The sequence below is a fragment of the Burkholderia vietnamiensis LMG 10929 genome, from assembly GCF_000959445.1.
Taxonomy (GTDB): Bacteria; Pseudomonadota; Gammaproteobacteria; order Burkholderiales; family Burkholderiaceae; genus Burkholderia; species Burkholderia vietnamiensis.
Map to the genome: position 1 here is coordinate 1,514,486 of NZ_CP009631.1, position 18,733 is coordinate 1,533,218.

Here is an 18,733-nt window from a genome sequence, read left to right on the forward strand (position 1 = left end):
AAACAACATGACATCCATTCAACCGATCGAATCGTCGACGTCGCTCGTCGAAGAGCGCAACACGACGAAGACCGTCCTCATCGGCATCCTGACCGCGGCCTTCGTGATCGCCGCGCCGATCATCATCGGCTCGGCAGGCGGCAACTACTGGGTCCGCGTGCTCGACTTCGCGATGCTGTACGTGATGCTCGCGCTGGGCCTGAACGTCGTGGTCGGCTTCGCCGGCCTGCTCGACCTGGGCTACATCGCGTTCTACGCGGTGGGCGCCTACACGGCCGCGCTGCTGAGCTCGCCGCACCTGACCTCGCAGTTCGAGTGGATCGCGGCGCTCGCGCCGAACGGGCTGCACATCCCGTTCCTGATCATCGTGCCGATCGCGATGGCGCTGGCGGCGACCTTCGGGATCCTGCTCGGTGCGCCGACGCTGCGCCTGCGCGGCGACTACCTGGCCATCGTGACGCTCGGCTTCGGTGAAATCGTCCGGATCTTCATGAACAACCTCGACCGTCCGGTGAACATCACGAACGGCCCGAAGGGGATCACGGGTATCGATCCGGTGCACATCGGCGGCTTCAACCTGTCGCAGACGCACTCGCTCTTCGGCTTCCAGCTGCCGTCGGTCTACATGTATTACTACCTGTTCGTGCTGTGCTCGCTGCTGGTGATCTGGGTCTGTACGCGTCTGCAGCACTCGCGTATCGGCCGTGCATGGGCGGCGATCCGCGAAGACGAAATCGCGGCGAAGGCGATGGGCATCAACACCCGTAACGTGAAGCTGCTCGCGTTCGCGATGGGCGCATCGTTCGGCGGCCTGTCGGGCGCGATGTTCGGCGCGTTCCAGGGCTTCGTGTCGCCCGAGTCGTTCACGTTCTGGGAATCGATCGTCGTGCTCGCATGCGTCGTGCTCGGCGGCATGGGCCACATCCCCGGCGTGATCCTCGGCGCGGTGCTGCTCGCGATCTTCCCGGAATTCCTGCGTTCGACGATGAGCCCGCTGCAGCACGCGCTGTTCGGCCACGACATCGTCGACACCGAAGTGATCCGTCAGGCGCTGTACGGCCTCGCGATGGTCGTCATCATGCTGTATCGCTCCGAAGGCCTGTGGCCGGCGCCGAAGCATGAGGACAAGATCGCGAAACTGGCGAAGCGCAACAGCAAGAAGCCGGTGCGCGCTTAACCAACGGACAAGGGGATATCACACATGAGCGACAAGCAAATCCGATTGTCCGTCCAGGGCGTGAACAAGCGCTTCGGCGGCCTGCAGGCGCTGTCCGACGTCGGCCTCCAGATCAGGGAAGGCGAGATCTACGGGCTGATCGGCCCGAACGGCGCCGGCAAGACCACGTTCTTCAACGTGATCACCGGCCTCTACACGCCGGACTCCGGCGACTTCAAGCTGGACGGCCAGAACTACACGCCGACGGCCGTGCACCAGGTCGCGAAGGCCGGCATCGCCCGTACGTTCCAGAACATTCGCCTGTTCGGCGGGATGACGGCGCTCGAGAACGTGATGGTGGGCCGCCACGTGCGCACCAAGCACGGCCTGCTCGGCGCAGTGTTCCAGACGCCGGCCGAGCGCCAGGAAGAGCGCGAGATCAAGGAGCGCGCGATCGAGCTGCTCGATTACGTGGGCGTGCTGCAGTACGCGGACTACACGTCGCGCAACCTGTCGTACGGCCACCAGCGCCGTCTCGAGATCGCCCGTGCGCTCGCGACCGATCCGAAGCTGCTCGCGCTCGACGAGCCGGCGGCCGGGATGAACGCGACCGAGAAGGTCGAACTCACGCGCCTGCTCGACAAGATCCGCTCGGACGGCCGCACGATCCTGCTGATCGAGCACGACGTGAAGCTCGTGATGGGTCTGTGCAACCGGATGACGGTGCTCGATTACGGCAAGGTGATCGCCGAGGGTCTGCCGCAGGACGTGCAGAAGGATCCGAAGGTGATTGAGGCATATCTCGGCGCAGGGGTGCACTGATGGCAGCGGCAATGTTGAAAATCAAGGGCTTGCAGGTCAACTACGGCGGCATCCAGGCCGTCAAGGGCGTTGACATGGAAGTTCGCCAGGGCGAGCTCGTGACGCTGATCGGCGCGAACGGCGCAGGCAAGACCACGACGATGAAGGCGATCACCGGCCTGAAGCCGTACTCGGCGGGCGACATCGAGTACGAGGGCAAGTCGATCAAGGGCATTCCGCCGCACGAGCTGCTCAAGCGCGGCCTCGCGATGGTGCCGGAAGGCCGCGGGATCTTCGCGCGGATGTCGATCATCGAGAACATGCAGATGGGCGCCTATCTGCGCAACGACAAGGACCAGATCAAGAAGGACGTCGACCGCATGTTCGGCTTCTTCCCGCGTCTGAAGGAGCGTGCGACGCAGCTCGCCGGCACGCTGTCGGGCGGCGAGCAGCAGATGCTCGCGATGTCGCGCGCGATCCTGTCGAAGCCGAAGCTGCTGCTGCTCGACGAGCCGTCGATGGGTCTGTCGCCGATCATGGTCGAGAAGATCTTCGAAGTGGTGCGCGAGATCTCGAAGGAAGGGATCACGGTGCTGCTGGTCGAGCAGAACGCACGCCTCGCGCTGCAGGCCGCCGACCGTGGCTACGTGATGGATTCCGGCACGGTGACGATGGAAGGCGACGCGAAGCAGATGCTCGACGACCCGAAGGTGCGCGCCGCGTATCTGGGCGAATGACCGCCGCGGCGAGGCGCCGGCACATGCCGGCGCGTCGCCGGGTGCTTTCGAAAGGCTGTCACGGGATACCGTGGCAGCCTTTTTTCATGCGGTGCACCGCGCGGCGAACTGTGCGCGCGGATGCGACTCCATTGTCTCGACAGGGCGCAAGCCGGGCAGGCGAACGCCGGCAGGCGGCGCTGCGCAAACCGACACGCGGATTGCGTAGCATGGTCGATCCATCAGGACACGGAGAGCACGCATGAGTCTGGACTACGGTTTCGTGAAGGCGAAGGTGACGTCGGTGGCGCGGCTCAAGGGCTCGCCGCATGGCGGCGAGATCCAGTATCACGTCCACCTGACGCTCGCATTGCCGGGCGGCGACTGGGACGTCGCGATCAACGTCGGTACCAACGATGCGGACGACTTGCTGAACTACAAGCTCGTCTACGATTTCCACCATCCGCTCACGGCGACGCTCGCGGCGGCGGCCGAAGGCTATACCGATCTCACCGGGCAGAGCGCGCTGCCGGCGCTCGACTATCTGCGCAGCGACATCCTGAACGAAACGGGCACCTGGCGCGCGAGCGCGGTGATGGACGGCACCGAGCACGCGGAGCCGATTCCGTCGCTGCTGCGGCTCGTGAACGCGGCGCAGTCGCAAGGGCTCGACGTGGTCGTGTTCGGCCGCACGTATTCGGAAGGCAACGGGATTCACGACACGCACATGAACCAGGGCTCGACGGGCTCGAACTACCTGCATCGCGCCGGCGACGACCACAACGATCACAACGACGTGTGGCAGGACGGCGCGCTGTTCGTGCGCGTGAGCGAGTCGCAATGGGCCGCGTATTTCGCGGCGTTCGAGCAGCAGGCCGTGCCGACCGACGCGCTCGGCAACCCGCTGCCGGGCGCCGGGCCGATCACGCACTGACGCCGGCATGCGCCGGCGGGCCGGTGCCGTCAGGCAGCCGGCAGCGCCTTGCCGAAGGTGATGCGCTCCTCGACGCGATAGCCGAGCGCCGCATAGAAGCGGCATGCATCGTCGTTGCCCGGCAGCACCTGGAGATTGATCTTCAGGCAGCCGAGCGTGGCGAGTGCGCGCTCGGCATGATCGAGCAACGCGCGGCCGATGCCGAGTCGTCGCGCGTCGTTCGCCACGCCGAACGAGTAGAGCCAGCCGCGATGTCCGTCGAAGCCCGCCATCAGCGTGCCGACCAGCCGGCCGCCGCAGATCGCGACGAAGAACAGCTCCGGCTGCGTCGCGAACTTCAGCTCGATCGATCGCAGCGGATCGCGATGCGGCGGCGCGCCGGCCGCGCTGTAGTTCGGGAACGCGTCGCGCCAGACGGCGAGGACCGCTGCGGTGTCGGCGCGTTCGAACGGACGGATGGTGACGACATCGGCGGCGGCATCCATCGCGGCGGTCTCCTTAGAGCGTGTCGAGAATCGACCGCAGCATCGCCATCATCTGGTCGATTTCTTCGGTCGTGACGTTCAGCGCCGGCATGAAGCGCAGCAGGTTCGGACGCGCGGCGTTCAGCAGCAGGCCGTCGGGCTGCATGTCGCGTGCCTTCTCGACGATCTGCGGGCCGATGTCCTTGCCGAGCAGCAGCGCGCGCAGCATGCCTTCGCCGCGTTCGCCCTCGAAGCCGCGCTCCTCCGACAGCTCGAGCAGCTTGCGCTTCAGGTATTCGCCGCGCGCACGCACGCCTTCGAGGAAGCCGGGCGCAACGAGTTGCGAGATCACCGAATAGCCGGCCGCCGTCATCAGCGGGTTGCCGTTGTAGGTGCCGCCCTGGTCGCCGGCCTCGAACACCGCGACGTCGGCCTTCGACAGCAGCGCGCCGAGCGGTACACCGCCGCCGATGCCCTTCGCGAGCGTCATGATGTCCGGCTCGATGCCCGACAGCTCGTACGCGAACAACGTGCCGGCGCGGCCGCAGCCGCTTTGCACTTCATCGACGATCAGCAGCAGGTTGTGCTGCCGCGTCAGCGCGCGCAGCGCCTGCATGAATTCACGCGTCGCGGGGATCACGCCGCCTTCGCCCTGGATCGGCTCGAGCATCACGGCGACGGTCTTGTCGGTGATCAGCTTCTCGACCGACTCGATGTTGTTCAGCTCGGCCTTCGGGAAGCCCGGCACCTGCGGTGCGTAGATCGTGTCCCAGCCCGGCTTGCCGCTCGCGGACATCGTCGCGAGCGTGCGGCCGTGGAAGCTGTGGTCGAACGTGATGATCTCGTATGCGCCGTTCCTGAACTTGCGGCCCCATTTGCGCGCGAGCTTGATCGCGCCTTCGTTCGCTTCCGCGCCGCTGTTGGTGAAGAACACCTTGTCGAACACGCTGTGCTGCGTGAGCAGGCCCGCGAGCTTCGCCATCGGTTCGTTGTAGAACGCCGGCGACGGGTTCAGCAGCTTCTCGGCCTGCGTCTTCAGCGCTTCGACGATGCCGTCGTTGCAGTGACCGAGGCTGTTGACCGCCCAACCCTGGATGAAGTCCAGATAGCGCTTGCCCGTGTGATCGTAGAGCCACGAGCCCTTGCCGTGCGTAAACACGATGTCGGGGCGGTTCGTGATGTACATCAGCGAGTCGATCGGGTAATCGTTCAGGGGCATGGCAACAGACTCCAGCGGGCGTTGAAAGGGAAACGGGCAATAAAAAAGCCACGGAAGGCCGTGGCTGGTGGATCGAACAGCTTGTGCGTAACCGGTGAAGCGGAGGTGGGTTACGCGCGAGTCCGTGACGAGCCGGCGGCATCCGGGAGGAGCGGCGAGCGGCGACGTCGGAGAGCGGACAGGAAGCGGTTCATGTGCGCAAGCATAAGGCATCCCGCGCCCCACTGTAAACCGCCGCGATGCCACGGATGTGACACGGCGGCGCGCAGCGGGGCGCGCGTGCGCCCGGCGCTCAGACCGGATTCACGAGATCGGCGGCGCTCGTGAACGAGTCGGCGTAGAACTCGTCGGCCGGCAGCGCGTGGTGTTGCGTGAAGTCGCGCTGCGCCGATTCGACCATCACCGGCGCGCCGCATGCGTACACCTGGTAGCCGGACAGGTCGGGCAGATCCTCGATCACCGCGCGGTGGACGAAGCCGGTGCGGCCGGTCCACTGGTCGGCGTCTTCGGGTTCGGACAGCACCGGCACGTATTTGAAGTTCGGGATCTCGCGCGCCCATTGCTCGGCGAGCTCGCCGAGATAGATGTCCTTCTTGCGGCGCGCGCCCCAGTAGAGCGTCATCGGGCGCGTGATGCCCGCGTGCTTCACGTGCTCGATGATCGCCTTGATCGGCGCGAAGCCGGTGCCCGACGCGAGCAGCACGATCGGCTTGTCGGAATCCTCGCGCAGGAAGAACGTACCGAGCGGGCCTTCGAAGCGCAGGATGTCGCGTTCCTTCATCGCGCCGAACACGTGATCGGTGAACTTGCCGCCCGGCATGTGACGGATATGCAGCTCGATCGGGCCTTCCTCGTGCGGCGCGTTCGCCATCGAGTAGCTGCGGCGCGAGCCGTCCTTCAGGATGAATTCGACGTACTGGCCGGCCAGGTATTGCAGGCGTTCGTTCGCCGGCAACTGCAGCTTCACGATCATCACGTCGTCGCCGCGGCGCTCGAGCGCGGCGACCCGGCACGGCAGCTTCTTGACCTGCACGCCGTCGACGCCGGCGATTTCACGCACGTCGATCTCGAGGTCGCATTGCGCCTTCGAGCAGCACAGCAGCGCGAGGCCGCGCGTGCGTTCGTCGCTGGACAGCGCCGATGCTGCATGCGGGCCCTGTTCGATCTGCCCCGACACGATCTGCCCCTTGCAGGAGCCGCATGCGCCGTTCTTGCAGCCGTACGGAAGGTGGACGTTCTGGCGCAGCGCCGCCGCCAGCACGGTTTCGTCCGACTCGACCTGGAACTGCCGGCCGCTTTGCTTGAGAGTAACGTTGAATGCCATAGAACCGAATAGAACAAAATGGGGAAACCGTGCATGTCGCGCACGGCAGCTACAATGCAAAACCGTTGTGCGCCGCGCAACGGTGGCTACTCATTTCGCAACCAACATGATCGCGACTCGAATCCTTCGCCGGCCGCGCGCCTTGATCGTCGGCTGCGGCGACGTCGGGCTGCGGTGCGTCGCGCAATGGCGCGCCGCGCGCCGCGACCTGCGCATCGTCGCACTGACGAGCCATCCGGACCGCCGCGACGCATTGCGTGCGGCAGGCGTGACGCCGATCGTCGGCAACCTCGACCAGCGGGCCACGCTCGAGCGCATCGCGCGAGTCGCGCGCACGATCCTGCATCTCGCGCCGCCGCAATCCGACGGTCGCGACGACCGGCGCACTCGCGCGCTGATCGCCGCATTGTCCATGCCCGCGCGGCAGCTGCACGCGCCGGCGGTAGCGTCGGTCGGCCGGCTGCGCACGCTGCGCGCCGCGACCCGACAGGCCGGCGTGGCGCCGCGGGCAGCGCGTATTGTACCCGAGGCCCTTCGCGCGCCCACGCTCGTCTATGCCAGCACGACCGGCGTATACGGCGATTGCGGCGGCGCGCGGATCGACGAGACGCAGCCGCTGCGGCCCGCGAATCCGCGCGCGTTCCGGCGCGTGTCGGCCGAGCGTCAGCTGCGGGCGGCGACGGTGCGCGGCGTGGTGTCCGCCCGCATCGTGCGCATCCCGGGCATCTACGCGGCGAACCGCTTGCCGCTCGCGCGGCTCGAGCGCGGCACGCCGGCGCTGCTGCCGGCCGACGACGTCTATACGAACCACATCCACGCGGACGATCTCGCCGCGATCCTGCGGCGTGCGGCCGTGCGCGGCCGGCCGGCGCGCGCGGTGCACGCGTCGGACGACAGCGAACTGCGGATGGGAGAGTACTTCGACCGGGTCGCGCAGGCGTTCGGCCTGCCGCCGCCGCCACGCATCAGCCGCGCGGACGCCGAAGGCCGGCTCGAGCCGACGCTGTTGTCGTTCATGCGCGAGTCGCGGCGCCTGTCCAATGCCCGCCTCAAGGCCGAATTGTGCGTGACGCTGCGCTATCCGACCGTAGACGAATTCCTTCAAACGCTGGCGCAGCGTCGCGCGTCAGGTGAGGGCCGGTAGCGCCTCGATCAACAGGAAGCACAGCAACGCGCCGATCAGCGCGCCGATCAGGTTCGGGTGATAGCGGTGCTTCAGATGCATCGCGGCCAGCAGCGCGCCGATTGCCACGACACCGATGATTGCGAACGCGATCATCACGTACGACAGTTCGAAAGAGTGGTTGACGCCCATGATGTCTCCCCTGCTTCGCTGCTCGGACAGCTTGTGATTTGAGTATAGCGGGGGATCGGGCGGCCGCGATGCGCAGCGGCGTCGAACGGTCGTGCGGATTTTCCCTTACAGGGTTTCGACCGGATTGCGCAGCGCTGCCAGCTCAGCCTCTGCGAGCCAGCACCAGCTACCGGGCGCCAGCCCGGCCGGCAGCGCGAAACCGCCGATACGCTCGCGGTGCAGCGCCTCGACGCGGTTGCTGGCGGCCGCCACCATCCGCTTGACCTGATGGTATTTGCCTTCGAGGACGGTCAGCGCGAGCGTGTGGGTATCGCGTGCGACCGCCGCGACTGCCGCGATCGGCTTCGGCTCGCCGTGCAGTTGGACGCCGCTGCGCAGCGCGTTCAACTGGGTTTCGTCGAGCGGATGACGCACGGTCGCGACGTAGGTCTTCGGCACCTTGCGCTTCGGCGACGTGTACGCGTGCACGAACTGGCCGTCGTCGGACATCAGCAGCAGGCCGGTCGTGTCCTGGTCGAGGCGGCCGACGCACTGCACGCCGCGCGCGACGAGCGGCGCGGGCAGCAGGCTGAACACGCTCGCGTGGTGCTGCGGGTCGCGCGAGCATTCGTAGCCGGCCGGCTTGTTGAGCGCGAGATAGGCGCGCGCGTGATACGGCCACGCGGTGCCGTCGAGCGTGAACACGAGGCCGTCCGTGTCGAAGGCTGCGTCCGGGTCGGTCGAGCTCGCGCCCGCGACGGTGACGCGGCCCGATTCGATCAGGCCGCGGCACTGGCGGCGCGAGCCGAAGCCCTGCGTGTAGAGAATGCTTTCGAGGTCCATAGCGCGCGCATTCTATCAAGCGGCGGCGCAGGGACGGCATGAACGCGCATGCGTCGGTAAGCTGCCGGAACGCCGCGCGGCGCCCGTTCGTTCAGTTCGAGCGTACGGCGAGTTCGACGGCTGCGGTTCGCTGACCGTGCGCGGGCTCGTCCACTACCTGTGCCGCCACGACCGGCAGCATCTGGCCGGCATGCAGTGGCTGCTCGGCAAGATCGACGCGGCGCGCAGCCGCGCGCGCACTTCGCGCTCCATGCCGACCATGTTGCGCGCGTACGCGTACGGCGTGTCGCGCGCGCCAGCAGCACGGTGCCGGCCGGCCCGGCGCGCGAAGGATCAGCCGCCGACGCGCGGCGCGAGCAGATCGGCGAGCCCGATGTTCCTGAACATCTCGCGGCGGATGCGATCGCCGACGCGGAACACTTCCTCGGCGCCGTCCTGCGACGGGTCGACGAACACGCGGTAGGGGCGCTTGCCGGCCGGCGCCGCGACGAGTTCGGCAATGGCCGTGGCGACGGCGCCGGCGTCGGCGTCGGCCGGTTCGAGCGCGGCGAGGCCCTTCAACGCCTGATCGGCGAGACCCGCGTACGGCCCGCCGTCGTAGGCGGCCTGCACGGCGGTATCGGCCGGCTTGCCCGCATGGAGGAAGTGATTCGTGCCCCGGGTGAACGCGCCCGGCACGACGATCGACGTTTCGATGCCCCAGCGGGCGAGCTCGGCCGCATAGGACACCGCGAGCGAGTCCATCGCGGCTTTCGCGGCGAAGTAGGGCGCGAGGAACGGCGGGGTGCCGCCGCGCGCCGACGAGGACGACACCCACACGAGCAGGCCGCGGCCCTGGCGGCGCAGGTGCGGCAGCGCCGCGCGGTTCACGCGCTGGGTCGACACGACGTTGACGTCGTAGAGCTGCGCCAGCTGTTCGGGCGTGAACGCTTCGGCCGGCCCGAACACCATGTGACCGGCGTTGTGGACGACGATGTCGAGGCGGCCGTTGTCGGCGATCACGCGATCGATGGCGGCGTCGACCGATGCGTCGTCGCCGACGTCGAGTTCGACGCTGCGCAGATCGACGCCGTGTTGTTGCGCATAGGCGGCGACGGCGGCGACGCGCGGTGCATTGCGCCCGGCGCTCTCGCGCATCGAGGCGTAGACCGTGTGACCGGCGCGGGCGAGCGCCTGGGCCGTCAGCAAGCCGAAGCCGCTGGACGCGCCGGTGACGAGGACGACTTCCTTCATGAGCAATCTCCTGGCGGAAAGATGAGGGGGCGGCGAGCGGTCCGTCAGCACATGCCGCCGTTGGCGCGCAGGATCTGGCCGTTGATCCACGCGCCGTCCGGACCGGCGAGGAACGCGACGACGCGCGCGATGTCGTCGGGCTGGCCGAGCCGCTCGAGCGGGTTCAGCTTCGCGAGCCGATCGATAAGTTCGGGGCTCTTGCCCTGCAGGAACAACTCGGTCGCGACCGGTCCCGGCGCGACGGCGTTCACGCGGATGCCGCGCCCGCGCATTTCCTGGGCGAGCACCTGCGTCATGCTTTCGACCGCCGCCTTGCTCGCGACGTACAGCCCGTAGGTCGGCATGCGCATCCCGATTACGCTGGTCGACAGGTTGATGATCCGGCCGCCGTCGCGCACGCACTGCGCTGCCGCGCGGCATACGTTGAACGTGCCTTTCACGTTGATCGCGAACGTGTCGTCGAACACCGCGTCGTCGAACTCGGCGATCGCCGCGAGCTTCATCACGCCCGCCGAGTTCACCACCACGTCGATCCCGCCGAAGGCATCGCGGGCCGCGTCGAACAGCGAGGTGACGGCGGCTGGCTCGGCGACGTTCGCCTGCACGGCGATCGCCTGACCGTCGTCGGCGACGATCGCGTCGACCACTTCGCGGGCCGGGCCGGCGCTCCCGGCATAGTTGACGACGACCCGGAAGCCGTCCCGGGCGAGTTGGCGCGCGATTTCCGCGCCGATGCCGCGCGACGAACCTGTGACGATGGCGACCTGTTCCGATGTGCTCATGTTCTGCTCCTGTCGAGTGGATGAGTGCCGTTCGATCCGGCGACAGGACCACTGTAGGCTTCCTCGATAAATAAAAATAATGAATAATGATCAGTCAATGAATGACTAAAAGTATGTCTCATGGGATTCGACAGCAGATTGCTCAGCGGTATCGGCGTGCTCTCCGCGGTGATCGAGGCGGGTACCTTCGCGCGGGCGGGCGAGGCGATGGGGTTGACGCAGCCGGCGGTGAGCCGTGCGGTGGCGCGGCTGGAGGAGCGCGTCGGGATCCGGATCTTCAACCGGACGGCGCGTGCGATCACGCTGACCGACGAAGGGCGGCGCTTCTACGAGACGGTCGCGCCGCTGCTGGCCGGCATTGAGGAGGCGGCGCTCGACGCCGGCCAGTCGAAGGCGCGCGTGAGAGGGCGGCTGCGGGTCAACGTGGACGGCACGTTCGGCCACTACGTGCTGGCGCCGCGGATGGCGGAATTTCTCGATCGTTATCCGGAGCTGTCGGTCGAGATCAGTGTGCGCGACCGGATGGGCGACCTCGTCGCGGACGGCTTCGACGTGGCCGTGCGCTTCGGCATCCCGGAGCCGTCGTCATATCGCGCGCGATTGCTGCTCGAGACGCGCGTGCTGACGTGCGCGTCGGCGGCCTACATCGCGCGTCATGGCGAACCGCTGCACCCGCGGGATCTCGCTGACGGTCACCGGTGCGTGCTGATCCGCGATCCGGTGACCGGGCGGCCGTATGAATGGGAGTTTCATCGCGGCAACGAAGTCGTGCCGGTCGACGCCGCCGGCAGGCTGACGGTGAACGATACGGGCGGACTGCTCGGCGCGTGCCTGGGTGGCGTCGGCATTGCGCAACTGCTCGAACTCTATGCGCGGGACGTCCTGGCCGACGGAAGGTTGGTGCAGTTGTTGCCCGAGTGGGCGGACGAGACTTTCCCGCTTTACGCGTATCACCATGCGTCGAATCTCGTTTCGGCGAAGGTGAGGGTGTTTCTGGACTTCGTCCGCGAGCTGATGGTCTGAGCGCACCGGGCGGCTGGCCGCCGCCGGTTAGCCGATGCGCTGCGGAACGCGCGGCACCAACAAAAAACCCGCGAAGCGGCGAGCTTGTTGGGCGCAAAGTAATAATGAGCCACTTCGCGCGAAGTAAATCTAAGCCACCTTTCAGTACAGTCAGCCTTTTGCGCGCAAAGGCTGGCGATGCTCCAGAAGGAACAGTGGATGCAAATCCATGTGCTCAAAGCCCAAGGCGTATCGGAGCGCGAGATCGCGCGGCGCCTGGGCATTTCTCGCAACACGGTGGCGCGGTACCTGTCGGCTGAGGAAGTGCCGCGCTACAAGCCGCGTGAACCGCGGCCAACCAAGCTCGGAGCCTTCGAGGCGTACATCATCGAGCGCATGAGGGCCGCAGCACCGGAGATCATCGCAGCGCCGGCGCTGCTGCGCGAGTTGCGGGCGCGCGGCTACGAGGGCCAACTGCGAAGCCTGCAGGCTTTCATGAACACGCATAAGCCCATGCCGAAGCCCGATCCAGTCGTAAGGTTCGAGACCGAGCCCGGTCGGCAGATGCAGTGCGATTTCGTTGTCTTCCGACGAGGCACCGACCCGCTTTACGCCTTCACCGCCACGCTCGGCTTCAGTCGTTGGCGCTGGGCACACTTCACCACCGATGAACGCGCCGAGACGCTGGTTGCCTGTCATCATGCGCTGTTCGAAGCCTTGGGTGGCATTCCTCGCGAGATCCTTTACGACAACGCCAAGACCATCGTTGTCGAACGCGATGCTTATGGCGACGGCCAACATCGCTGGCACGCCGGCCTGCTCGATCTGGCCAAGCGGTACGGCTTCCTGCCCAGATTGTGCCAACCGTACCGCGCGCAGACCAAGGGCAAGGTCGAGCGATTCCACCGCTATCTGCGCGGCAATTTCTATGTGCCGCTGGCAAGCCAGCTTAAACAATCCGGCTTGATGCTCGATGCCGCGACTGCGAACGTCGAGGTGAGTAAATGGCTGCGCGACGTGGCCAACCAGCGCGTGCATCCGGTTACCGGGCAGGCACCCGCGATTCTGTTGGAGCAACGAGAACGGGCTTGCTTGCTCGATATGCCTGGCTACACATTGCCCCGATTGCCGGCTCGCGCCGTCGCTCGGCCGCGCGTTGATCCCGCGATGTCGATCCAGCACCCGTTGTCCGTCTACCAGCAATTACTGACCGAGGTGCGCGCATGAACTTGCAGCAGGAACGCATCGACGGGCACTGCCAAAGCCTGAAGCTCGAGGGACTCATGCACCGATACGTCGCTCTGGCCAGCGACGCGGCGGCCAAGCAATGGAGTTTCCTCGACTTCCTCGAGAACGCGCTCGCGCACGAACGAGAGACGAGGCAAGTTCGTTCGCGGCAAACACTGGTGCGCATGGCCGGGTTTCCCGCCATCAAGACACTGGATGACTACGACTACAGCTTCGCCGTCGGGGTCCCACGCGAGGCAATCGACGAGCTTGCCACGCTACGCTTCATCGAGCGAGGCGAGAACGCCGTGTTGCTTGGTCCGTCGGGCGTGGGCAAGACGCACCTCGCGATCGCCATCGGATATGCAGCGACGCAGGCCGGCATCAAGACGAAGTTCATCACGGCGGCGGATCTGATGTTACAGCTCGAGGCTGCACGCCGACAGGAGCGATACGACGCCGTTCTTCGGCACAACATTCTCGGCCCGAGGCTGCTCATCGTCGATGAGATCGGCTATCTACCGCTCTCGGGCGATCAGGCCAGTCACTTCTTCCAGATCGTCGCCAAGCGCTACGAGCGTGGCTCGATGATCCTGACCAGCAACCTGCCGTTTGCGCAGTGGGACGAAACCTTCGGCGGCAACACCACCCTCACTGCAGCGATGCTCGACCGCATCCTCCACCATGCCCACATCATCCAGATCAAAGGAGACAGCTACAGACTGAAACAGCAACGCAAAGCCGGGCACGTCCCGACATCGAAGAAGTAACGACTGGCTCAGTTTTACTTTGCGCGATCAGGCGCGAAGTGGCTCAGATTTCAAATGCGTTTGACAAGCTTGCGCGGGTGTCGACAGACGCAGCGCACGACGCTGCGAAAAACTGGTGCCAGGGCCGGAATGAAATAATTCTATGTGAGGCCCGTAATGTAAGGGTGTTGCTTGTGGAGTGTTGCTGAGTTGCCCCCAGAGTTGCCCCCCGCGCTTCTGGCAGCCGCAGAATTCATATCGCTCTGCTGCGTGTGCCGTTCGGGCGAGGTCGTTCAGAAGATACCAACAGGCGTATCGGAGTAGGCTCGGCCAGTCGAACGCCCGTGCCGTGCGGAACGTTGCTGTGCCGCCGGAAGTAAAAATATTTGGAGATTTGGAGATAGACGGATGTATCGGCCTGCAAGCCTTGTCTGGTAAGGCTGTGGTTATCTCCAAGACTATCTCCAAAGTACACATGTTCTTGGAGATAAAGTTGGAGACAGACTGCTGAGCTATGGCGTCCGCACGACGACGTTGAGAGTTGCCCTGCCTTCTGGAACGCTGCGCGCAAAGAACGCCCCGCGCGCCCACACCTACGAGCCGCCGTTACGCTAGAAAGTTACTTTGCAACCGTCGCATCACGTCAGTGATTGGCACGAGCAAGCGCGGCATAATCGCGACAAGACTGGTGATTCGGGGACTGAGATGTGCAAGTCCAGACCTGATCTCTCAGTCGGAGGCAGATCAGGTCTGAGATTGTCTAGACGTCACCTCATCAAGGGCCGTGATCGACCCGTTGCCGTCATTCAAGACTCCTCGATGGCACGTCCGTTGCCAAATGCGGGGGCAACCGGTCATTCGTTTCCGCCGGCACGCCTGTTGGTTTTCTGCCGCAACACCATCCACGCTATTCGCCAGCACACCCGTTCCTCGGGGGGCGCTCCAGATGCCGCCGTGATCAAACCAAGAGTCAGAGTTTTTTGACTTCGATCAGATTTCCTCAACCCGCAGCCCCCACATTGGGTTCGTGGACGGTGCGGTCCGCATCAGGAACCGCGGTGAGGGCCATAGACATGGTCTGACGCGGGCCATTAATAGACCGACGTATACGCTGTATTTTTCGAGTTGACGAAACGGCATTTCGTTATATTCTGAAAAATACTGAAAAAAAGGCGCCGACGGCAACATGCCGGCTTCATTGCCAACGAGCTCGGATGCGGGACCATCGAGAAGAATGACGAAGGGGACGCCATGGTCAATCGGATCAGAAGGTATTTCGTTGCCTTGTTTCTGCTGGCCGTGGCGGCGCTGTCGTTTTCCCCCGAGGCCACGGCAGTGCCGGCATTCGCGCGGCAAACCGGGCTCGCCTGCGTCGCGTGTCATGTCAGCTTCCCCGAGTTGACGCCCTTCGGCCGCTTCTTCAAGTTGACCGCCTACACGCTTTCCAACAAATGGACGATCCCGCTTGCAGGAATGGTCCAGGTATCCCAGACCAACACGCGCAGCATCAATAACGCCAATTATGATTTCGCTCGAAATCAGGACGTCGTGCTGCAGCAAGCGAGCCTCTTCTATGGCGGACGCATTGCCGGTCCGGTCGGCGCGTTTGCACAATGGACATACGACGGGATCGCTCACCACAGCGGAATCGACAATACGGATATCCGTGCCGCGGGACATTTCACGCGGGAAGATATCGATTTCATCTACGGCGTATCCGTCAACAATAATCCAACCGTTTCCGATGTCTGGAATACCACCCCTGCATTTGGCTTTCCGTATGCGTCGAGCAGCATTTCCCTAACTCCGACCGCAGGTACGCTTATCGATGGCGGCCTCGCACAACAGGTTGTCGGTATTTCCGCCTACGCTTTCTGGAATCGCACCATCTATGCGGAGTTCGGCTTCTATCGTACGGCCGACCAGATGTTTTCGGTGTTCCGGACCGGCCAGGACACTGCTACGCCCGGTGGCGTCAAGCGTCTGAAGGGCGCGAACCCGTACTGGCGGCTTGCTTACAACCGCGAGTTCGGGCCGCATTCTCTCGAAGTGGGCACCTTCGGCATGGTCGCTGACGTCTATCCGGACAACACCATCCCGACGACCCCAACCGATCGCTTCACCGATTTCGGCGTGGACGCCCAGTACCAGTACCTCACGCTGTCTCATGCATTCACGACCCAGATCGCGTTCATTCACGAAAAGCAGGACTGGAGCGCAAGCTTCCCGAGCGGAGGGATCGGTGCAGGGCCTACACCCACCAATCCGACTGACCACCTGAATACCCTCAAGCTCAAGGCATCGTATTACTACCAGCGCAAGTACGGCGCTTCGCTGGGGTACTTCTCGACGACAGGAAATGCAGATGCGGGACTGTATGGGGCCGTTCCAGTGACAGGCAGTGCAAATGGCCTGCCCGACACGCGGGGCATCATCCTCGAACTCGACTACCTGCCGCTGCCGCAAGTGAAGCTGTCCGTGCAGTACACGTGGTTCCTCAAGTTCAATGGCGCACGCTTCAACTACGACGGAAGTGGACGGAACGCCAGCGATAACAACACGTTGTACCTGCTCGCCTGGTTTGTCTTCTGACCCGCGAGGTAACTCATGCGCACTATTTCCTGCCGGTCCGGAGCAGCCCTGATGAAGTTGCTTCGCTTGCCGATGCCGCTGGCTCCGGTCGTTGGCGTCCTGGCGACTCTTGTCGGAATGCCATCAACCACGCGCGCCGAAGATGGCGCGCGCCTCGCGGCCCAGCTTTGCGCTGCTTGCCACGGCGTACACGGGCATAGCGAATCGCCGATATTTCCGCGTCTGAGCGCTCAGACGCCGGAGTACCTGACCGCGCAGCTCAAGGGATTCCGTGAACATGCGCGCGGCGAAACGGATGCCCGGTCTTACATGTGGGCAATCGCGTCGCAACTCGACGATGCCACGATCGCTTCGCTCGCCGACTATTACTCGCACCAGGAGCCGGTGCGCGGCGCACCGGGCGATGCTGCGTTGATGTCGAAGGGACAGGAAATCTTCGAACATGGCGTGCCGGATCGCGGAACCCCGGCTTGCTCGTCATGCCACGGTGCAGAGGGCCAGGGAGCCGGCCCGTTCCCGCGCCTTGCCGGCCAGCACAAGGAGTATCTGCTTCGCCAGATCGAAGTCTTCAGGAACGGGACGCGCGCAAATGCGCCAGTCATGAGTACTGTCGCGCACACTCTGGACGCCGATGGGGCGAAAGCCGTTGCCGAGTGGCTCGAGTCCCGCTAGCCGTCGAGGCTCGTCGTTGTCGGGCAAAAGTGCACGGACAGCCAAAGCAACTTTTCCCGGTCACATGAGCACGCAACCCGCAGCAGCACCTGCAACCGTCACCCCAATGATGCAGCAGTACCTGCGTCTTGTCTGAAACGGCTCGGCGAACAAACCTACGCCAAGACCTACGCTCAAACTTTTCAGGATCGGCCGCTGACGACCCATTTCAGCCCCTCGACCCGGCGAAACCTCAACGGCAGCTTCCAAGGTACTCCGGCCTCTCGCTCAACCAAGCAAAATAGCTGCGGCGGCTTCGCACTGTTGTTGTCATTCGAGGCCTATCGTCCTGCATTGGACGAGTGACGACGCGTTTAACACCGCCGACACGATGCTTTATTCGTCGCCTTCCCCGTCGCGCCTAGGTCGATCCATGTCTCTAAAGCGCGGTGAAATCCCGGGCGCCCCGCGAGGGATGAACGGCGGCCACACGCTCGGCGAGCTTTACATCGTAACTCGAGTGCACATGCACACGCTTCTTGTCGGGAAACGCATAGACGTATGCTTTGCGCAGCGCGAGCGATGCCTCATGAAACCCGGACAGGATCAACTTCTGCTTGTTCGGGTAGCTCGCGATGTCGCCTGCCGCGAAGATGCCTGGCCGTGAGCTTTCGTAGTACGACGTATCAACGACGATCCGTCCGGCCTGTACGGCGATCCCCCAGTTCGCGATCGGACCGAGATCCGCGACAAGTCCGTAGAGCACGAGCAATTGATCTGCGTCGAGGCACACCGAGCCACCAATCTTGCGAACCTCGATCGATTCGAGTGTCCCCCCTGGCGCATTCAGCCCAGCAATCGTGCCAACCACGAAATCCATCTCGCCCGCCGCGACCGCCTGCTGTAACCGGGCGATGCTCGAGTCCGTCGCGCTGAAGCCGTTCCGTCGATGAACGAGCGTGACGCGCCGCGCGACCGAGCGCAGCGCCAGCGCCCAGTCGAGCGCCGAGTCGCCACCGCCCGCGACCACGACGGTTTTTCCGGCAAAGCCGTTCACGTCGGAAACGCTGTAATGGATGTACCGGCCTTCAAGGAACACCGCCTCAGCGAGTGCCAACCGTTGCGGCACAAACGCTCCGTTGCCTGCAGCGATCAAGATCGCCGCGGTGTCAAACGCATCCCCTTTGTCGGTGCGAGCAAGCCATCGACCGCCCTCGAGCGGATCCAGCGTCTCAATACGCTGACCGAGATGCATCGGAGGATCGAAGGGCCGGCATTGCTCGACGAGGCGATCGACAAGATCGCGTGCAGTGCACGATGGTATGCCGGGAATATCGTAGATCGGCTTGTCCGGATATAGTGCGATGCACTGGCCACCGGGGCGCTCGATCCCGTCAACGATCCGGCACGTGAGGCCGATCACGCCTGCCTCGAACGCGGCGAAAAGGCCCACGGGACCTGCACCGACAATCAGCACGTCGGTTCTTAAAGGACTCGCAAGCGAGGAATTTTCCGGTGATGTCACGTGTCCTCCTCGTGAATGTCATGCGGGACGGCACTGCCGGCTCCAAGCCATCATCGCAAGTATCTATTTATATCATGACGTGATATATAGAAGTATGTCGACGTGGAGCAAACCCCTCCGATTTCCTCTCGATACAGCGAGAGCGAATGATCTATGACGCGATGTGACTGCCGCAGCACCTCCGGCGAAACAGATCCGACCCGTTTTCCACATTGCGCCCA

The 18,733-nt window shown here is 64.5% G+C and carries 18 protein-coding genes and 1 pseudogene; 11 read left to right on the forward strand and 8 right to left on the reverse strand.

Annotated elements, in window-relative coordinates; translation table 11 throughout:
• Positions 1-7 precede the first annotated feature (7 nt).
• The 4 genes from AK36_RS16900 (at position 8) to AK36_RS16915 (ending at position 3,607) form a co-directional block, all read left to right on the forward strand.
• Positions 8-1,177: an ABC transporter permease subunit gene (locus tag AK36_RS16900; protein WP_011885760.1), complete on the forward strand. Its 1,170-nt coding sequence runs from the start codon at positions 8-10 to the stop codon at positions 1,175-1,177.
• 24 nt (positions 1,178-1,201) lie between these two features.
• Entirely contained in the window at positions 1,202-1,978 is a 777-nt protein-coding gene (locus AK36_RS16905) for an ABC transporter ATP-binding protein (protein WP_011885759.1), read from the forward strand.
• Positions 1,978-2,694: an ABC transporter ATP-binding protein gene (locus tag AK36_RS16910; protein ID WP_011885758.1), complete on the forward strand. Its 717-nt coding sequence runs from the start codon at positions 1,978-1,980 to the stop codon at positions 2,692-2,694. The genes AK36_RS16905 and AK36_RS16910 overlap by 1 nt, the downstream gene beginning before the upstream one ends.
• Positions 2,695-2,935: 241 nt before the next feature.
• The gene (locus tag AK36_RS16915; RefSeq protein WP_011885757.1) at positions 2,936-3,607 is read left to right on the forward strand and encodes a DUF2278 family protein; all 672 of its coding nucleotides are present in this window, start codon (positions 2,936-2,938) and stop codon (positions 3,605-3,607) included.
• A gap of 29 nt (positions 3,608-3,636) precedes the next feature.
• Here the strand turns inward: AK36_RS16915 and AK36_RS16920 are convergent, their stop codons facing one another.
• The 3 genes from AK36_RS16920 to AK36_RS16930 form a co-directional block, all read right to left on the reverse strand.
• A complete protein-coding gene (locus AK36_RS16920) occupies positions 3,637-4,092 on the reverse strand; it encodes a GNAT family acetyltransferase (RefSeq protein WP_011885756.1) in 456 nt (151 codons plus the stop codon).
• A 13-nt stretch (positions 4,093-4,105) separates the two neighbouring features.
• Positions 4,106-5,290 carry an acetylornithine transaminase gene (locus tag AK36_RS16925; protein ID WP_011885755.1) on the reverse strand — a complete coding sequence of 395 codons (1,185 nt, stop codon included), beginning with the start codon at positions 5,288-5,290 and terminating at the stop codon, positions 4,106-4,108.
• A 292-nt stretch (positions 5,291-5,582) separates the two neighbouring features.
• A complete protein-coding gene (locus tag AK36_RS16930; protein WP_045578848.1) occupies positions 5,583-6,614 on the reverse strand; it encodes a CDP-6-deoxy-delta-3,4-glucoseen reductase in 1,032 nt (343 codons plus the stop codon).
• 106 nt (positions 6,615-6,720) lie between these two features.
• Between AK36_RS16930 and AK36_RS16935 the strand changes: the two genes are divergently transcribed.
• Positions 6,721-7,758, forward strand: coding sequence for an NAD-dependent epimerase/dehydratase family protein (locus AK36_RS16935; protein ID WP_045578849.1), 1,038 nt, complete (start codon positions 6,721-6,723; stop codon positions 7,756-7,758).
• On the opposite strand, the gene AK36_RS16940 is transcribed toward AK36_RS16935, so the two are convergent.
• Both AK36_RS16940 and AK36_RS16945 read right to left on the reverse strand, forming a co-directional pair.
• Complete coding sequence (locus AK36_RS16940; protein WP_011885752.1) at positions 7,741-7,929, reverse strand: hypothetical protein; 189 nt, start codon at positions 7,927-7,929, stop codon at positions 7,741-7,743. The genes AK36_RS16935 and AK36_RS16940 overlap by 18 nt on opposite strands.
• Before the next feature lie 105 nt (positions 7,930-8,034).
• On the reverse strand, positions 8,035-8,751 hold the full coding sequence (locus tag AK36_RS16945) for a pseudouridine synthase (RefSeq protein ID WP_045578850.1): 717 nt from the start codon (positions 8,749-8,751) through the stop codon (positions 8,035-8,037).
• A 106-nt stretch (positions 8,752-8,857) separates the two neighbouring features.
• Here AK36_RS16945 and AK36_RS31230 point away from each other — a divergent pair.
• A pseudogene (locus tag AK36_RS31230) lies at positions 8,858-8,974 on the forward strand (DinB family protein); the annotation flags it as partial.
• Positions 8,975-9,084: 110 nt separating this feature from the next.
• Here AK36_RS31230 and AK36_RS16950 read toward each other — a convergent pair.
• Together AK36_RS16950 and AK36_RS16955 are read right to left on the reverse strand one after the other, a co-directional pair.
• On the reverse strand, positions 9,085-9,984 hold the full coding sequence (locus AK36_RS16950; RefSeq protein ID WP_045578851.1) for an SDR family oxidoreductase: 900 nt from the start codon (positions 9,982-9,984) through the stop codon (positions 9,085-9,087).
• Between the two features lie 44 nt (positions 9,985-10,028).
• Entirely contained in the window at positions 10,029-10,766 is a 738-nt protein-coding gene (locus AK36_RS16955) for an SDR family oxidoreductase (protein WP_045578852.1), read from the reverse strand.
• A gap of 120 nt (positions 10,767-10,886) precedes the next feature.
• On the opposite strand from AK36_RS16955, the gene AK36_RS16960 reads away from it, so the two are divergent.
• From AK36_RS16960 to AK36_RS16980, 5 genes are all read left to right on the forward strand, one after another.
• Positions 10,887-11,789 carry a LysR family transcriptional regulator gene (locus AK36_RS16960; RefSeq protein WP_011885748.1) on the forward strand — a complete coding sequence of 301 codons (903 nt, stop codon included), beginning with the start codon at positions 10,887-10,889 and terminating at the stop codon, positions 11,787-11,789.
• A gap of 177 nt (positions 11,790-11,966) precedes the next feature.
• A complete protein-coding gene (istA, locus tag AK36_RS16965; RefSeq protein ID WP_041494180.1) occupies positions 11,967-12,995 on the forward strand; it encodes an IS21 family transposase in 1,029 nt (342 codons plus the stop codon).
• Positions 12,992-13,765 carry an IS21-like element ISBcen13 family helper ATPase IstB gene (istB, locus tag AK36_RS16970; RefSeq protein WP_011881749.1) on the forward strand — a complete coding sequence of 258 codons (774 nt, stop codon included), beginning with the start codon at positions 12,992-12,994 and terminating at the stop codon, positions 13,763-13,765. The genes istA and istB overlap by 4 nt, the downstream gene beginning before the upstream one ends.
• Before the next feature lie 1,230 nt (positions 13,766-14,995).
• Entirely contained in the window at positions 14,996-16,336 is a 1,341-nt protein-coding gene (locus AK36_RS16975; protein WP_045578853.1) for a hypothetical protein, read from the forward strand.
• Positions 16,337-16,387: 51 nt separating this feature from the next.
• The gene (locus AK36_RS16980; RefSeq protein ID WP_045578854.1) at positions 16,388-17,008 is read left to right on the forward strand and encodes a c-type cytochrome; all 621 of its coding nucleotides are present in this window, start codon (positions 16,388-16,390) and stop codon (positions 17,006-17,008) included.
• Between the two features lie 418 nt (positions 17,009-17,426).
• Here AK36_RS16980 and AK36_RS16985 read toward each other — a convergent pair whose 3' ends face one another.
• Positions 17,427-18,512, reverse strand: a complete 1,086-nt coding sequence (locus AK36_RS16985) for an NAD(P)/FAD-dependent oxidoreductase (protein ID WP_045578855.1) — start codon at positions 18,510-18,512, stop codon at positions 17,427-17,429.
• Positions 18,513-18,733 lie beyond the last annotated feature (221 nt).

What these genes read in the sequence shown, in the direction of transcription:
- AK36_RS16900 (WP_011885760.1), top strand. Translation starts at nt 8, where the DNA reads ATGACATCCATTCAACCGATCGAATCGTCGACGTCGCTCGTCGAAGAG.
- AK36_RS16905 (WP_011885759.1), top strand. Translation starts at nt 1,202, where the DNA reads ATGAGCGACAAGCAAATCCGATTGTCCGTCCAGGGCGTGAACAAGCGC.
- AK36_RS16910 (WP_011885758.1), top strand. Translation starts at nt 1,978, where the DNA reads ATGGCAGCGGCAATGTTGAAAATCAAGGGCTTGCAGGTCAACTACGGC.
- AK36_RS16915 (WP_011885757.1), top strand. Translation starts at nt 2,936, where the DNA reads ATGAGTCTGGACTACGGTTTCGTGAAGGCGAAGGTGACGTCGGTGGCG.
- AK36_RS16920 (WP_011885756.1), bottom strand. Translation starts at nt 4,092, where the DNA reads ATGGATGCCGCCGCCGATGTCGTCACCATCCGTCCGTTCGAACGCGCC.
- AK36_RS16925 (WP_011885755.1), bottom strand. Translation starts at nt 5,290, where the DNA reads ATGCCCCTGAACGATTACCCGATCGACTCGCTGATGTACATCACGAAC.
- AK36_RS16930 (WP_045578848.1), bottom strand. Translation starts at nt 6,614, where the DNA reads ATGGCATTCAACGTTACTCTCAAGCAAAGCGGCCGGCAGTTCCAGGTC.
- AK36_RS16935 (WP_045578849.1), top strand. Translation starts at nt 6,721, where the DNA reads ATGATCGCGACTCGAATCCTTCGCCGGCCGCGCGCCTTGATCGTCGGC.
- AK36_RS16940 (WP_011885752.1), bottom strand. Translation starts at nt 7,929, where the DNA reads ATGGGCGTCAACCACTCTTTCGAACTGTCGTACGTGATGATCGCGTTC.
- AK36_RS16945 (WP_045578850.1), bottom strand. Translation starts at nt 8,751, where the DNA reads ATGGACCTCGAAAGCATTCTCTACACGCAGGGCTTCGGCTCGCGCCGC.
- AK36_RS16950 (WP_045578851.1), bottom strand. Translation starts at nt 9,984, where the DNA reads ATGAAGGAAGTCGTCCTCGTCACCGGCGCGTCCAGCGGCTTCGGCTTG.
- AK36_RS16955 (WP_045578852.1), bottom strand. Translation starts at nt 10,766, where the DNA reads ATGAGCACATCGGAACAGGTCGCCATCGTCACAGGTTCGTCGCGCGGC.
- AK36_RS16960 (WP_011885748.1), top strand. Translation starts at nt 10,887, where the DNA reads ATGGGATTCGACAGCAGATTGCTCAGCGGTATCGGCGTGCTCTCCGCG.
- istA (WP_041494180.1), top strand. Translation starts at nt 11,967, where the DNA reads ATGCTCCAGAAGGAACAGTGGATGCAAATCCATGTGCTCAAAGCCCAA.
- istB (WP_011881749.1), top strand. Translation starts at nt 12,992, where the DNA reads ATGAACTTGCAGCAGGAACGCATCGACGGGCACTGCCAAAGCCTGAAG.
- AK36_RS16975 (WP_045578853.1), top strand. Translation starts at nt 14,996, where the DNA reads ATGGTCAATCGGATCAGAAGGTATTTCGTTGCCTTGTTTCTGCTGGCC.
- AK36_RS16980 (WP_045578854.1), top strand. Translation starts at nt 16,388, where the DNA reads ATGAAGTTGCTTCGCTTGCCGATGCCGCTGGCTCCGGTCGTTGGCGTC.